The sequence below is a fragment of the Vibrio sp. 10N.286.49.C3 genome (assembly GCF_041469545.1).
GTDB lineage: Bacteria > Pseudomonadota > Gammaproteobacteria > Enterobacterales > Vibrionaceae > Vibrio > Vibrio tasmaniensis_A.
Genome location: NZ_JBFRKT010000023.1, coordinates 41844 through 58031 on the forward strand (window position 1 = coordinate 41844; position 16188 = coordinate 58031).

General features: G+C 45.8%; 10 protein-coding genes. 8 read left to right on the forward strand and 2 right to left on the reverse strand.

The window, feature by feature from the left end:
* Window positions 1-58 precede the first annotated feature (58 nt).
* The 4 genes from AB4180_RS11010 to recD all read left to right on the forward strand — a co-directional run bounded on the left by AB4180_RS11010 (window position 59) and on the right by recD (window position 10981).
* Window positions 59-1054: a TDT family transporter gene (locus AB4180_RS11010; protein WP_198592265.1), complete on the forward strand. Its 996-nt coding sequence runs from the start codon at window positions 59-61 to the stop codon at window positions 1052-1054.
* A gap of 127 nt (window positions 1055-1181) precedes the next feature.
* Complete coding sequence (gene recC / locus AB4180_RS11015; protein WP_102250036.1) at window positions 1182-4658, forward strand: exodeoxyribonuclease V subunit gamma; 3477 nt, start codon at window positions 1182-1184, stop codon at window positions 4656-4658.
* A 423-nt stretch (window positions 4659-5081) separates the two neighbouring features.
* Complete coding sequence (gene recB, locus AB4180_RS11020) at window positions 5082-8756, forward strand: exodeoxyribonuclease V subunit beta (RefSeq protein ID WP_102250037.1); 3675 nt, start codon at window positions 5082-5084, stop codon at window positions 8754-8756.
* On the forward strand, window positions 8756-10981 hold the full coding sequence (gene recD / locus AB4180_RS11025) for an exodeoxyribonuclease V subunit alpha (protein ID WP_102250038.1): 2226 nt from the start codon (window positions 8756-8758) through the stop codon (window positions 10979-10981). The genes recB and recD overlap by 1 nt, the downstream gene beginning before the upstream one ends.
* A gap of 101 nt (window positions 10982-11082) precedes the next feature.
* On the opposite strand, the gene AB4180_RS11030 is transcribed toward recD, so the two are convergent.
* Both AB4180_RS11030 and argA read right to left on the reverse strand, forming a co-directional pair.
* Complete coding sequence (locus AB4180_RS11030; protein ID WP_008223046.1) at window positions 11083-11274, reverse strand: hypothetical protein; 192 nt, start codon at window positions 11272-11274, stop codon at window positions 11083-11085.
* A 278-nt stretch (window positions 11275-11552) separates the two neighbouring features.
* Window positions 11553-12890: an amino-acid N-acetyltransferase gene (gene argA, locus AB4180_RS11035; protein ID WP_012603356.1), complete on the reverse strand. Its 1338-nt coding sequence runs from the start codon at window positions 12888-12890 to the stop codon at window positions 11553-11555.
* 161 nt (window positions 12891-13051) lie between these two features.
* On the opposite strand from argA, the gene AB4180_RS11040 reads away from it, so the two are divergent.
* The 4 genes from AB4180_RS11040 (at window position 13052) to csdE (ending at window position 16108) form a co-directional block, all read left to right on the forward strand.
* Window positions 13052-13525: a DUF2850 domain-containing protein gene (locus tag AB4180_RS11040; protein ID WP_102250039.1), complete on the forward strand. Its 474-nt coding sequence runs from the start codon at window positions 13052-13054 to the stop codon at window positions 13523-13525.
* 81 nt (window positions 13526-13606) lie between these two features.
* Entirely contained in the window at window positions 13607-14719 is a 1113-nt protein-coding gene (gene mltA, locus AB4180_RS11045; protein WP_009848359.1) for a murein transglycosylase A, read from the forward strand.
* A gap of 113 nt (window positions 14720-14832) precedes the next feature.
* Window positions 14833-15642, forward strand: coding sequence for a tRNA cyclic N6-threonylcarbamoyladenosine(37) synthase TcdA (gene tcdA, locus AB4180_RS11050; protein WP_102250040.1), 810 nt, complete (start codon window positions 14833-14835; stop codon window positions 15640-15642).
* Between the two features lie 37 nt (window positions 15643-15679).
* Window positions 15680-16108, forward strand: coding sequence for a cysteine desulfurase sulfur acceptor subunit CsdE (gene csdE / locus AB4180_RS11055; RefSeq protein WP_009848361.1), 429 nt, complete (start codon window positions 15680-15682; stop codon window positions 16106-16108).
* The last annotated feature ends 80 nt before the right edge of the window (window positions 16109-16188 follow it).

Below are 16188 nucleotides of genomic sequence, written 5' to 3' on the forward strand. Positions count from 1 at the left end.
GGCTTCAACAAGCTGATGAGTTCACAAGTTTAGTGAATTAAGTTTAAGAGAGGCTGACATGATTCAACGTATTAAATATAGATTAACAGGAGCTCCAACACCCATGGCTGGGTTAGCACTCGCAATTGCAAGTTTAGGCTGGTGTTGGGATGGTGTTTTAGTCGCACAAGGTATTTTGCACACACCGGGTTTAGTGCAGTGGGTCAGTGCTGGTATTGCGGCTGTATTGCTTCTTGTTTTAGCTGTGAAATTTTTGATTCATGGCCACTTATTACGTGAAGACCTTGCTCACCCTGTTGTCGGTAGTGTGGTACCCACATTTGCGATGGGGTGCATGGTGGTGTCTGCTTCGTTGGCTCCAATCTCTCAATTCTTACAAGAAGCGGTGTGGCTCGCTTCGGTAGCTTTGCATGTCGTGTTCTTGGTGAGTTTCTTGTACCACAGAGCTAAAAACTTTGAGATTCACCACATGGTGCCAAGCTGGTTTGTGCCACCAATCGGTATTATCGTGGCAGACGTTTCTTTTTCAGGTAACCCGATCTTAGAACCCGTTGCTCACGCGACTTTAGTCTTTGGCTTATTGGTTTATGCGGTAATGTTACCTCTCATGATTTACCGTTTGATCTTCTCTCATGAAGTGCCTGACGCAGCAAAACCAACCATTGCGATTATGGCGGCACCAGCAAGTCTATCTTTAGCGGGTTATCTAACGGTGACGGCAAATCCTTCGCCAGTGATCATTGGGTTACTATTTGGTATCGCGGTGTTGATGACCTTTATTATCTATATCGCGTTTTTCAAACTACTTCGTCTGCCATTCAGCCCGGGCTATGCGGCGTTTACATTCCCAATTGTGATTGGTGCAACGGCGCTATTCAAATTGGCGGCTTGGATGCAAACTGTTGGTGTGGAAGCTCACTATGTGGATCAAGTGTTCAACCTAGCGTATCTAGAATTGATTGTGGCAACGTTTGTAGTGGGTTATGTGGCGGTTCGTTATTACATGAATTACAAACCTCACCGTGTTCTAAGTGCGGTAGGCAGTAGATTGTAAGAAGCAATAGTTCAAAAGATAAACGGACCTTAAGTTTTCAGTATTTCATAAGCTTATATTCCTAATCCAAACACGGCACTTATGCTAATCTGGCTTTATATTGTGGCAAGATTAGCGTGAGTGCACTTTGTTTACTGTTTACCATTCCAATAAAGTCGATACTTTAAAAATCCTTCTCGTTCACTTAATTAAAAGTGACCCTTTGGCCAATCCTTTCGAAAAAGAGCAGATCTTGGTTCAGAGCCCAGGTATGTCTCAATGGCTTAAGATGGAACTCGCCAAAGAGTTTGGTGTAGCAGCAAATATAGACTTTCCTCTTCCAGCAACCTTCATTTGGGATATGTTTACCCAAGTGCTTCCTGATGTTCCTAAACGCAGTGCTTTTAACAAAGAAGCGATGACGTGGAAGTTGATGAGTTTGCTACCCGCTAAGCTTGGCCACCCTGATTTCTTACCTCTGCAACGCTATCTTGAAAATGACGAAGATGATTCTAAGTTGTACCAATTGGCAGAGAAAATTGCCGATATCTTCGATGGCTATTTGGTGTATCGGCCTGAATGGATGGCGATGTGGGAAGCAGGAGAGCCCGTTGCTGAATTGGTCGATGATGAAGGGCAGCAAGAGCACCCTTGGCAACCGATCTTGTGGCAAGCACTCTATGAGCAAACTCTGTCTCAAGGCCAATCAAAATACCACCGTGGCAATTTGTACCACGACTTCATTGAAGCGCTAGCCAATCAACAAGGTCAATTGCAACATCTGCCGAAACGCTTATTTGTGTTTGGTATTTCTTCGTTGCCTCCTCGTTACATGGATGCGTTGAAAGCTTTGGGTGAGCAGATTGATGTGCACTTGATGTTCACCAACCCTTGCCAACATTACTGGGGCGATATTCGAGACCGTAAATATTTGGCAAGAGTTGAAGCCCAGCGTCGTAAGCAGTTTGCGTTGGTTGATGGTTTGCCTCAACTAGAAGGCGAAGTATCACCATTGAAAGATGGCATTGAAGCCAACGTTGAAGATGAACTACACACCAGCCAAGCCGTGGGTAATAGTTTACTTGCGTCTATGGGTAAGCTGGGCAGAGATAACCTGTTTTTACTATCCCAATCAGACAGCGAAGAGCATGAGTTCTTTATTGATGTTGAGAGGGATAACCTACTGCATCAACTGCAAGCCGATATTCTCCAGCTAGAAGAGCATCAAGACGACCACATCTTAGATTCCAGCAACCATAAACAGGTGGTTGAACTTGGCGATCGCTCTCTAACCGTACATGCGTGTCACAGCCCAATGCGTGAGGTTGAAGTCCTTCATGATCAGCTGTTGGCGATGTTTGATGCCAATCCGACATTAAAACCACGCGATATCATCGTGATGGTGTCTGACATTAATGCTTATAGCCCAGCGATTCAGGCGGTATTTGGTAATGCTCCAGGTGAGCGTTATATCCCTTACTCGATCTCTGATAGAACCGCAGACCAAGAAAGCCCAATTCTGACCGCTTTCATGCAGTTAGTCGCGCTACCGAACACGCGCTGTTTAGCCTCTGAGTTGCTAGAGCTGTTAGAAATTCCTGCGATGATGGCACGCTTTGGTATTGACGAGTTTCAATTCGAGCAAGGTAAGCAATGGGTTGAAGAAGCGGGTATTCGTTGGGGTGTCGATGCTTCAACGGCGACAGAATTTGATCTACCTGCGACCGAGCAAAATACTTGGCTCTTTGGTATCCAGCGAATGCTACTGGGTTATGCGATGTCAGACTCTGCAGGTTTGTTTGAAACTGAACACTCTCCAATTGCCGCTTATAACGAAGTTCAGGGTATTAACGCCGAACTTGCTGGTAAGTTAGCGCACTTTATCGATCGTATCGCCCATTACCGTCAACGCTTAACTGAAACCCAATCTATCGATATGTGGCGTGAAACCTTGCTGCAAATGATTGATGATTTCTTTGCGGTTGAGCTGGAAGGCGAGGTAGTACTTAAGTCGATTCGTGATGCACTTTCACAACTGAATGAACAGCTTGATGATGCCTTGTACGAACAAGAGTTGTCGCCAAGCATTATCTACCAGTACCTCAATAATAAGTTATCTGGTGCGCGTATTAGTCAGCGTTTCTTAGCGGGGCAAGTTAACTTTTGTACCCTGATGCCGATGCGTTCTATTCCGTTCAAAACCGTTTGTCTATTAGGTATGAATGACGGGGTTTACCCTCGCTCAATGCCACCAGAAGGTTTTGATCTAATGAACGGACGCACACGACCAGGGGATCGTTCTCGTCGTGATGATGACCGCTATCTATTCTTAGAGGCGATGTTGTCGGCGCAAGAATGCTTGTACATCAGTTATGTCGGCCGTTCAATTCAAGATAATACCGAGCGAGTGCCGTCGGTGCTCGTTTCAGAGTTGATTGAATACTGCCAACAGAACTACTGTTTGAGTGACGACCAAGCCTTACCAAGTGATGATTCAGGCATCAACCTGACTCAAGCGATAAGTTTTGAACACACCATGACACCGTTTAGCCCAGCAGCTTTTACTCAAGGTGATGCGAGCCATGTGCTGAGTTACGCCAAAGAGTGGCTTCCTGCGGCTAACCGTTCCGGTGAACGCAGTGGTGAATTCAATCGTGCATTGGATGATTATTTGTTGGGTGCGACGTACCCGTTAGAACTCGACTTGGTTGAGTTACAGCGTTTTTGGCGTTTGCCAGTGCAATACTTCTTTAATCGCCGCCTAAAAGTGGTGTTTGAACCGCCACTTCCTGTAATGGAAGACGATGAGCCATTCGTACTCAATGGACTAGAGAGCTTCCAGCTTAAAGATGCTCTGCTGCAAGTGTTGTTGGACCATCCTGAAGGTGCAGATGAAGCGGTGCGACAGTTTGTCTCTGAGCAAAAAGCACAGGGCCGATTACCGGTTGGCGCCTTTGGTGATATCGAATTTGAAACCAATCGTGTCCAAGCGGAAGACTTAGCCAAAGAGATTAGATTTGTGAGCGGATCACCGCAGCAAGATCTCGAAGTGAATATCGAGTTTGACGTGTTAGGCAAAGGTAAGCCTGTTCGCTTGATGGGGTGGTTAACTCAAAACTATCAATCAGGTCTAGTGCGTTTCCGTAGCGGCAAAATACGCTCTCAAGATTACTTGGCTGCGTGGATTGATCATCTATCCTGCGCTGTTATGGGGCACGGAAAAACGACCCATATTATTGGCTACGACAGAAAAGAGGGCGTTGTTCACCAAACGCTACAACCTATCGGCGATGCACAGCAGGCGAAGAGCTTGTTGGCTGAGTTAGTACGATTGTTTTATCAAGGCATGACAGCGCCATTGCCTTACTTCCCGAAAACCGCATTAGCTGGTGTTGAAGCGGGCTTTAGTCGTGGGAAATGGGTCGATGACGAAGAAAAGTCGCTCAAGAAAATGGCCGATACCTTTAATGACAGCTTCGCCTTCACGGGCGAGGGCAGAGACACCTACATCTCACGTATTTGGTCTAAGTGGGATGATGAACTGGCTACTGAGTCGCGTATGTATTCAACGCTTGTGCTACAGGCGGCAAGGTTGGCTGCTGCCGATCTGGAAGAGCAGGAGTAAGTGGCTGCGATCGACAAGATCAATAGCGTGCGCGCTGAATTAATAGAAGACGAAAGAGAGTCGCTGGTCAGCATTTGGGGTGCTTGCTTTCAAGGTGAAGGGAATCGAAGTGAAGCAAGGTACAGGAAATAAAGTGGCCGCCAGTAAATCATTATTAGTGTAGGGCGTTCGCTGTACGGCCACAGGTCAGAGGGACCATTATTCTGTGGTTCAAAGTAACGCCGTAAAGTACAAAACTCGTACGCGCTCCTGAACTCGTGGGCGCATAGTAGCGAGGCGATCTGAATTGATCCGTGAGAGAGATCGCACTAACTATTAACAAATTAGCGTAGGACGTAAATTGAATGACGTTTTCCACGCTAGGTCACATTTGTAGCAATAGTCACATTTTTAACAGACTCATCTATCAAAAGGCAGTAAGGCATGACGACCACAAGCAGTGTTCAGGTAATCACTCCACAGACACTCGATACCATGACGTTTCCACTTCATGGCGCGCGTTTAATTGAAGCATCAGCGGGTACGGGTAAAACATTTACCATCGCTGGCTTGTACTTGCGCCTACTGCTCGGGCACGGCACGGCCGCTCAACAAGGTGAGCTGACTGAAGCCACTCGACACCAAGAGGAATTGACCGTAGACCAAATTCTGGTGGTGACCTTTACTGAAGCGGCAACGGCAGAGCTGCGAGATCGTATCCGTGCTCGAATCCATGATGCACGTATCGCGTTTGCACGTGGGCAAAGTGACGATCCAGTGATTGCTCCTTTGTTACAAGCCATTGATGATCATGCTGGTGCTGCGAAAACTTTGCTTAACGCTGAAAGACAAATGGATGAGGCGGCGGTATACACCATTCACGGTTTCTGTCAGCGTATGTTGACTCAAAATGCCTTCGAGTCAGGAAGCCGTTTTGATAATGAATTTGTGACCGATGAAAGCCACCTAAAAGCACAAGTGGTCGCCGACTATTGGCGTAAGCAGTTTTACCCGCTGCCAATTCAACTGGCGGGTGAAGTGCGAAATATTTGGGGCTCTCCCGCTTCGTTATTGGCTGACGTAAATCGCTACCTGACGGGTTCTCCACTAAAGCTAACTGTGGAAGCAATGTCGGGTGACTTGCAAACTCTGCACAATCAAAACCTAGATAAAGTGAAGCAACTTAAGGCGTTGTGGTGTGAATCTGAAGCGGACTTTTTGGCTTTGATTTCAGGTTCAGATGTGAACAAGCGTAGCTACACCAAGAAGTCTTTACCGACTTGGTTAGAAGCCGTCACAGCATGGGCGCAGAGCGACACTCATGATTACCAGTTTCCAGATAAACTAGAGAAGTTCTCTCAAGCCACGTTAATTGAAAAAACACCGAAAGGCACGGCACCTCAGCACGCCGTTTTCGAAGCGATTGAGGACTTCTTAAGTTCTCCTGCAGACCTGAAAGCCCCTTTGTTGGCACATGCGATTACTCATTGTCGAACCATGTTAGCCAAAGCTAAACAACAAAAGCAGTGGTTATCGTTTGATGATTTGCTGACTCAGTTATCCGCGTCAATTGATGTGGATGAGCAATCCTTGCTGGTGGAGAGAATTCGAACCTTATACCCAGTGGCGATGATCGATGAATTCCAAGATACCGATCCGCTGCAATACAGTATTTTTAGCCGAATCTATTTAGAAAATCCGCAATGTGGCCTGTTTATGATCGGCGACCCGAAGCAGGCTATCTATGGCTTCCGTGGCGCGGATATCTTTACCTACATTAAAGCAAGAAACCAAGTTAGTGCTCACTATACGTTAGGCACTAACTGGCGTTCGAGTGCTGATATGGTCAGCGCGGTAAACCAAGTGTTTATGAATTCGGATAGCCCGTTTATCTACGACCAAGACATTCCATTTTTGCCTGTTGCTGCGAGTCCATCGGCCGACAAACGCCAATGGGTGATGAATGGTGAAACTCAGCACGCGCTCACCTTTTGGCTACAAGAAGCGGAAGATAAGCCACTACCAAAAGGCGAATATCACAAGGCCATGGCCGAGGCGACCGCGAGTCAAATTCAAACCATTCTGACCGCTTCTCAAAACGAGCAGGCTTATTTTGATAACGGTAAAAAACAACATGCCGTGAATGCAGGTGATATTGCTGTTTTGGTTCGAACCGGTAGTGAAGGTCGCCTAATTAAAAATGCGTTGTCGGAACAAGGCATTGCGAGCGTGTATTTGTCTAACCGAGATAGCGTGTTCACCAGCTTGGTCGCGCAAGATATTCAGCGCCTATTGCAGGCGGTGTTGACGCCTGAAAATGACCGTGCGTTGCGCGCGAGTTTAGCCTCAGAGTTGTTTGCTTTGGATGCCGCATCATTGGATGAACTCAACAACGATGAAGTGGTTTGGGAAAATGTCGTTAACGAATTCCGAGAATATCGTAAGTTGTGGCTGCAACGTGGCGTATTACCAATGCTTCGCAGCGTGATCAGTAAAAGGCACCTCGCGGAACGCTTACTAGAAGAAGAAAATGGTGAGCGCTCACTCACTGATTTGATGCACATTGGCGAACTGTTGCAACAAGCTAGGCAGGAGCTCGACAGTGACTATGGCTTGTTACGTTGGCTAGCAGAAGCGATATCAGATGCGCAAAATGGTTTAGGTGGCAGTGAAGACGACATTCAACGCCTTGAATCAGAAAGAAACTTAGTTCAAATTGTTACTATTCATAAATCGAAAGGTTTGGAATATGACTTAGTATTCTTGCCGTTCGTGGCAAGCTATCGTGAAGCGAGTGAAGGTAAGTTCTACGACCATGATTCAGATACCACAGTACTTGATATCACAGGCAGTGACAGTGCCTTAGCACAAGCCGATAAAGAGCGACTGGCGGAAGACCTACGCTTGATTTATGTAGCGCTGACTCGTGCCGTTTACGGTTGTTTCATTGGCATGGCGCCACTGCGTAAAGGGCGTTCAACCAAAGAACCGACGGGCGTGCATTTGAGTGCGATGGGCTACTTGGTTCAAAACGGACAAGAGCAAGGCATCGCTGAGTTGAATCAAGCTTTGTCAGCGATTGAGAGTAAGAATTCAAGCGTATTACTGTCTGAAACACCAACCGCTCACGAGCAAGTGTTTGTACAAACAGAGCAAGTGAGTGACGACTTACAGGCTAGTGAACTTAAAGCTTCAATTGACCGAGCTTGGCGAATCACCAGTTACTCGGGGCTTGTAAAACAAGGCAGTCACGGCGCAAACCATGATGCGACGATTGAGGTGTCAGGTTTTGATATTGATTCGGCTGATGAACAAGACGAGTCGGAATTGATTGAACCTGAACGTTCTATATTCACGTTCCCTCGTGGCGCTCGCCCTGGTACTTTCTTGCACACCTTATTTGAGGATGTTGAATTTACTGAGCCAGCAACCAGCGAACATAACACGCAAGTAATTACTCACTTATTAGAGTCAGAGCAATACGAGTTAGAGTGGCTACCTGTGCTTCAACAACTGGTCGATACCGTTCTTAATACCGCATTGGATGGCAAAAATCTAAAGCTGAGTGAGAAAGACTCGACTCAACGATTAGTCGAAATGGAGTTCTTGTTGCCGATCGAAGTGTTGGCCGCATCTGAGCTGAATCAAACCATTCAATATCATGATCCGTTATCGGCTAAAGCGGGCGACTTAGGTTTCCAAACAGTACAAGGCATGCTGAAAGGCTTCATCGATTTAGTGTTCGAGCACCAAGGTAAATACTATGTGCTCGACTGGAAATCGAATCATTTAGGTGATGATGTTGCCGTCTACCATGGTGAGGCATTGAAATCGGCGATGGCCGACCACCGTTATGATCTGCAATATCAAATCTATGCGTTGGCATTGCACCGCTTCTTACGCAGCCGCGTTGCGGATTACAGCTATGATCAGCACTTTGGTGGGGTCTATTACTTGTTTTTAAGAGGAATGGACGGCCAATCTCAACAAGGTATTTTCTCGGCGAAACCTACATTGGCTTTGCTCGATGAAATGGATCAATTGATTGACGGTAAAGTGATAGACAGACGTTCAGCACAATTGAATGACAATGAAACTGGACAGATGGGGCTTTTATAATGACAACAACGACCACTAATACCAGTACAGAAGCTGCGAACACGCTAAAGCCAGTTTCACTTATCCCTGAGCAGCTCATGAATGTACTCAAGTTCCTAGCGGACAAAGGTTCAATTCGTCAGTTGGATTATCAATTTGCCCGTTTTATTGCTCAGCAAGCGACGAGTCATTCTCAAGAGATCGGGTTTCTAGCTGGCGTTGTAAGCCATGAATTAGGTAAGGGGCATATTTGTACTCAGCTTATACAGCAGCATAAGGCAGGCCCTGAACAAACGACAGATCTAGCCCAGTTGCTTGGTTTGTACGGTGAAACGGCACTGCAATTGAACCAAAAACTGTTGGGTATTGATTGGGTGACGGTTCTGCAATCATCTAACCTAGTTGGAACAACTAATGACTGCGTTAAGCCGCTGATGTTTGATGGGCAGCGTGTCTACTTACAGCGTTATTGGAACTACGAAGTTGTGTTGGCTGAAACTCTAAACCGTTTAAGTAAGCCAGTAGAGTTCAATATTGAGCAGAAAAAAGCACTGACTGAGACGCTCAATCAGCTTTTTGCACGCAGTTATCACTTCCTGTTTAATGCCTTAACCAAGGCTGAAGCAAACCAACAAACCTCTCAGGTATTACGTCAGCAGTTAGTGTGTGACCATCTAGATATCGTCGATGAACAGGCTTTGGATTGGGGCGCAATTGATCAAGTGATCGTACAAGCTAAGCAAGTGACAGACCTAGATGTTCTAGACGCCTTGGTACCGTTATCAGCATGTTTGAACTGGCAAAAAGTAGCGGCAGCGGTGGCGTTAAGTCGTCGCTTCGCGGTGATTTCTGGTGGGCCGGGTACCGGTAAAACGACCACGGTAACTAAGTTGCTGTCGGCGATGGTCGAGCAATCACTCAGCCAAGGTAAAATACCGACGATCAAGCTGGTGGCTCCGACAGGTAAAGCGGCGGCGCGTTTAACTGAGTCGATTGGTAAAGCGATTGAACAATTACCTCTGGCGCCTGAAGTAAAGGCCAACATACCGACGGAATCGAGCACTTTGCACCGATTACTTGGTGCGATCCCCAATCGAGCGGAGTTTAGACACAACCGACGTAATCCACTTCACCTTGATATCTTGGTGGTGGATGAAGCATCGATGGTCGACTTATCCATGATGTATAAGCTGGTGGATGCACTCCCTGAACACGCAAGGTTGATTCTGCTTGGTGATAAAGACCAGCTCGCTTCAGTAGAAGCTGGTGCCGTGTTGGGTGATATCTGCTCGTTTAATTCAACAGGCTACAGCACAGCGCAAGGTAACTTGATTGCGGAAATGACAGGCTTTGATGCGATAGCTAAACCCAGACAGGTCAAAACAGGATCGGCTAACCCTCCTGCGATTGCAGATAGTTTGTGTATGCTGCAGAAGAGTTACCGTTTTGATGCACGTTCAGGTATCGGACAGTTGGCAAAGGCGATCAATAACGGCTCTGCGAATCAAGTAGATCAAGTGTTCAGCAAAGGGTTTGGTGATATTGAAAATCACCCTCTGTCGAGTGACAGCTATAATTTGATGCTACGTACTTTAGTCAATGAGTATGGTGCGTATCTGAACCGAATGAATGTGCCATTGGAAGAGCTAGAAACGCAAGAAGCGAGAGCCAAATCGGTACTCGATTTGTTCAGCCAGTGTCGGTTGCTGTGTTCCATTCGTGAAGGTGACTTTGGTGTTAAAGGCCTCAACCACAGAATCGAAAGGGCACTTGCCGCAAGACGCTTGGTGAATCCGCACAACGATGAATTGTGGTATCACGGGCGACCAGTAATGGTAACGCGCAATGATCATGGCTTAGGTTTATACAATGGTGATATTGGCATCTGTATGCTCGAAGCTGATGTAAATAGTTCTTCTTCAACTGAAGATAACTCTGCCCCTCGATTGAAGGTGTATTTTGAGTTGCCCGATGGCAGTGTAAAAGCTGTACTACCAAGTCGAGTGCCTGATCATGAAACCGCGTATGCAATGACGATACACAAATCTCAAGGCAGTGAATTTGATCTGACCTTAATGATCTTACCGCCAGACTTCAGCCCTATTTTAACGCGAGAACTTATCTATACGGGTATCACGCGTGCTAAGAAACGACTGATGATGTTCAGTGATACCAATGTCTTGAAGCGTGGTATTAAGGTAAAAACAGAGCGAGTGAGTGGTTTAGGAAGTCGATTAACTAACTGACAGTCAGTGGTTTTAGTGGAGGTGTTACTGGAAGTAAAGCTACGAAATAGCAGGGTAAATCGTATACACAAAGCAACCATCCGTGGTTGCTCTGAACGTTATTAGGAATCCGTGCCTAAAAACGCTCGAGTAAACGATATATGGTTTATTTTGTACTTTGCTTGGCAATTCAAAATAAACTCTTTTAGGTTCTCGCTCACAGGGAACACGCAGTGTACGTCTAACCCTTCTAAGAATTGGTTATCAGCCATATCCCAAAAACTTTGCAGCGAGTTACAAACAATGGTTCTCATATCAATGTTGCTCTTTTGCTGTTTATATTAACGAGCAGACTGACTACTAGCATGCTGATCGTTAACGGGTATAGCAATCCGTGCAGTGACCTCCTAAATGTCATAGATTAAACATTCGGCGGCATTCCAATAAAAACGCTTGTCGATATTCATAAAGCGTGCAAATTCTATACAATTACAACTGTGAATGAAAGTGCATATTTAATAAATCTCACATGAAAAACGATTACATTTGCAATAGATTCCTTATTAAAGTGAGGTTTTACTCCAAATTTAATTTACACGTTTAACGCTAAGATCTTGGAATTCCTTTGATAGTTGTACAGACCTTGTTTTTCCATTGGTAATTCATCAACAGCAATCTCATAAAAACCCTGTTCACGGAACCAATGAAGGCTGTGTGTGGTAAGAACAAAGATCTGGTCGATATCACGAGATTTGGACTGATGACGCATGTAATCCAGCAGTATCTGCCCACGGTTGCCATCTCGGTAGTCTGGGTGAATGGCGACACAGGCCATCTCTGCCATGTGATCTTCTGGATAAGCGTATAGCGCAGCGCAACCAATGATCAGACCGTCTTTTTCGATGATGGTAAAACGATGGACTTCTTGTTCTAACTGCTCTCTTGAGCGACGAACAAGAATGCCTTGTTCTTCAAGAGGACGAATGAGGTCAAAGATACCACCGATGTCATCAATCTGAGCTTGTCTGACTTGTTCGGCACTCGCCATGACCACTTGGGTTCCAATACCATCAAAAGAGAATAGCTCTTGGATCAATGCGCCATCGACTTTGTAGCTGATCAAGTGACAACGAGGCACGCCTGCTCGGCAAGCGGAGATCGCTCCTTTCAAGAAGCGCAGTGTTCCGGTGCTCATGTCTTCGGCGGGGTTCTGGGATTCCGTTAAGCGTTCAAGAATTTGCTTGGCGTCTTTAGGGAAGAGTTCGGCGAGTACATTACCGCTTTCGTCAGTCACCCCTTGCTCAGAACAAAAGCCAATCAGTTTGTCGGCTTTCAAACGAATGGCCACTTGAGTTGCGACCTCTTCCGAAAGCAGGTTAAAGCTTTCGCCGGTGACTGAACTGGCAATAGGCCCAAGAAGGACGATGGAACCTTGGTCAAGGGTGCGATTGATCCCTTCGATGTCTATTCGACGAATGCGTCCGCTGTGGCAGTAATCCGTACCATCATCGACGCCTAAGGGTTGAGCGGTAATGAAGTTACCACTCATCACATTGAGTTGAGTTCCTGCCATTGGGGTGTTGTTCAAACTCATTGAAAGGCGAGCGGTGATCGCAAGTTGCAGTTGTCCAGCCGCCTGCATTGCAACACCTAAAGAATATTCATCTGTGACTCTAATATTTTTATGGTAAGGCGTATGGCAGTCTTGCTTCTCTAACAGTTGGTTGATTTGTGGTCTTGCCCCATGAACGAGAACAATCTTAACCCCAAGGCTATGAAGCAGGGCTATATCACTAATAATGTTACCAAAGTTTCTATCGGCAACGGCTTCACCTCCCAACATAATCACCATGGTTTTACCACGGTGAGCATTTACATAAGGGGTCGATTGCCTAAAGCCTTTGACTAGCGCCGTACTTCTTAATTTCACAGAATAAGCCTTTCTTGTTTATTTATTCGATAATTTAGCATTTAAATTCAAATCTGAACAACAACTTTTTGGAATCAAGCGCAAACTATTCTCATCTAGGCTTCGTTTTATAAACTGTCTCAGTGTACAATGCGTACAGCATCCTTATGAGTCGTAAACGAATGCAAAAAAATCCAGTAAGAAAGAGTAAGATTGATGAGATCGCAAAAGGTCTCTACAGTGGAGCAGAGCAGCGCAACAAACCTAAATTGAGACGTAAGCTCATTGAACGCAGTTTAATGGTTTTAGCTTTGGTGGGTTCGTTTGCCGTCGCTTCCTTGTTCGCCGATGTGTTTTCTCGAGTACAAGATGCGGTGACACCAGAGACACTGCTATATGGCACTTGGGTAGAGCAAGATGTCGCTCGTTATGCTGCGGACGAGTTTGTATTGAATGATAATGGTGTGTCAGTACGTGGCTCGGTTGTATCGACTCATTTTGACTTTGATGGTAAGTACTTCGAATATAAGGCAGGCAATAAAGCGTATCGCTTTCGCCTAACGAATTCTGATAAGACAGAAATGATGCTTGTATCGGATAATCACTATAATCCAGTCTTTCGCCTTAAAGGTTATATCGATAACTCAGTTCGATAGGTTATCTTACTGTAAACATTTACAATCTAAGATTGTGTTATCTGATCGTTTTTGTCATCCTCGATGCATAGAATATTTAGGATGACTCTTGTGATTAAAAAATGGCTTCCCCTTGTTGCTGCCTCTTTCTTATTTGGCTGTGCTCAACCCACTGATCTTGCCCAACAACACCTTGACGGTGAATTTCCCCGAACCTTAAATAAGGTCGATTTGGTTGAATCTAATAAACCAAGAGACTTCACCGCATTTGCAGAGCAAGCTGAGATGGTGGTTTCTAAATCCCCTTCGATGGCTAAAATCTATGAGCCGCTTTATCAGCAACTCAATGAATGGGCGGTGCTGAGTGGAGAGCCGAGTGAACTCGCTAATTTTGGCGTTCAAACTGCTCAATTAGGTGGTGGTGATAAACAAGGTAATGTTTTATTCACGGGTTACTTTTCTCCTGTAATGGAACTACGACATGAAGCAAACGAAGAATACCGATTCCCTGTTTATGGGCTTCCAGAGTGTGATAAAGAGTGTCCAACACGCGAAGAGATCTACAACGGTGCATTAGAAGGCCAAGGTCTTGAATTAGGTTATTCAGCAAACCGTATCGACCCATTTATGATGGAAGTACAGGGCAGCGGCTTTGTGCATTTCGGAGATGATGACACGCTGCAGTATTTTGCATACGCGGGTAAGAACAATAAAGCTTACGTGAGTATTGGTCGTGTTTTGATCGAACGAGGTTTAGTGCCACGAGAAAAAATGTCATTGAAAGCTATCAAAGAGTGGGTATTGGCGAACGATCCTGAAGTGGTAAAAGAGCTGCTTGAGCAAAACCCATCTTTCGTCTTCTTTAGCGCGAGAGATGATCTATCCGTAATGGGTAGCGCTGGCATTCCTCTATTACCGATGGCGGCGGTAGCGGGCGATCGCTCTATCTTACCAATGGGAACACCTATCCTGGCTGAGGTTCCGTTACTGAATGCTGATGGTACTTGGAGCGGCGCGCACCAACTAAGACTACTATTGGTTTTAGATACCGGTGGTGCGGTTAAGCAAAATCATTTGGACCTCTACCATGGTATGGGCCCACGAGCAGGAACTGAAGCGGGTCATTACAAGCATTTTGGTCGGGTGTGGAAGCTAGGTCTAGATGGCAGCGCAACCGAAGCGCCTTGGGCTTTGCCTCCTGAAAAGGTCGAGTAAACAACAATAAAATGGGGCATTGAAAGCGAATCGCTAATCCCCTAGACTTTTAATTCAAGAGTGCGTATAAAACGCACTCTTTTCTTTTTCTCAGAAATAAATTGGCGGCAACAATGCGTGAATTGACCACTCCAGCTTCAGAAAACTATGACCAACGATTTGGTGGCACTCGTCGCCTGTATGGCAATAGTGAAGTAGATATACTTAGAGCTGCACACGTGTGTGTGATCGGTATTGGCGGTGTCGGTTCATGGGCGGTTGAAGCGCTTGCTCGTACTGGTTTAGGTGAGCTGACATTGATCGATATGGATGATGTGTGCGTGACGAACATCAACCGTCAGATCCACGCTATGTCGGGTACGGTTGGCAAGAGCAAAATCGAAGTGATGGCAGAGCGCGTTAAGCTGATTAACCCTGAGTGTAAAGTGAACCTGATTGATGACTTTATCGGGCCAGATAATCAGGCTGAATACCTATCGAAAGAGTTCGACTTTGTGCTCGATGCGATTGATAGCATGAAAGCTAAGGCTTCGTTGTTGGCGTATTGCCGTAGCAACAAAATCAAAGTGATCACTACGGGTGGCGCGGGTGGGCAAGTTGACCCGACTCAAATTAAAGTGGCTGATCTGACTAAGACGATTCAAGATCCGTTAGCGAAGAAATTGAAAGACACATTGCGTCGTCATCATAATTTCCCTAAGAATCCTGCGCGTAAGTTTGGTATCGATTGTGTGTTCTCGACTGAGCAACTTAAGTACCCACAAGCTGACGGCAGTGTATGTGCTGCGAAAGCGACAGCGGAAGGTCCAAAACGCATGGACTGTGCGACGGGTTTTGGTGCAGCAACGGTTGTCACGGCTACCTTTGGTTTTGTGGCGGTTTCACGTATCGTAGAAAAGATCGTTCAAAAGCACGCTAAGTAACGTCTTCTTCTCAATTAACAATCGACTGGATATTAAAATGACCACATTCCCAAGCTTTCCATTCGGCAAAGAAATTACCAGTGATGATATTGTCGCAAAAATGCAGACTTTCAGCGGCTGGGAAGATCGTTATCGCCAGGTGATTCAGTGGGGTAAGAAACTGCCTAGCATGCCTGATGAACTGAAAAGTGAACAGGTTGTCGTATCTGGTTGTGAAAGCCAAGTGTGGTTGGTTTCTCAAAATATCGACGGTGTTTGGCGCTTTTGTGCTGATTCTGATGCGCGTATCGTTCGCGGTCTGATTGCATTAGTGATGGCTGCGTATGATGGAAAAACATCAGAGCAGATTCAAGCGTTCGATATCGATGGATACTTTGAACAAATCGGTTTAATTACCCATCTAAGCCCATCTCGCGGCAATGGATTAAAAGCGATTGTTGCTCAAATCCAAGAGCTAAGTGCTTAACATTTCTTAGATACACAGAAACAAAAAGGGTTGACGCTAAACGCCAACCCTACATAATTTCGCTACTCGCTACTCGCTAC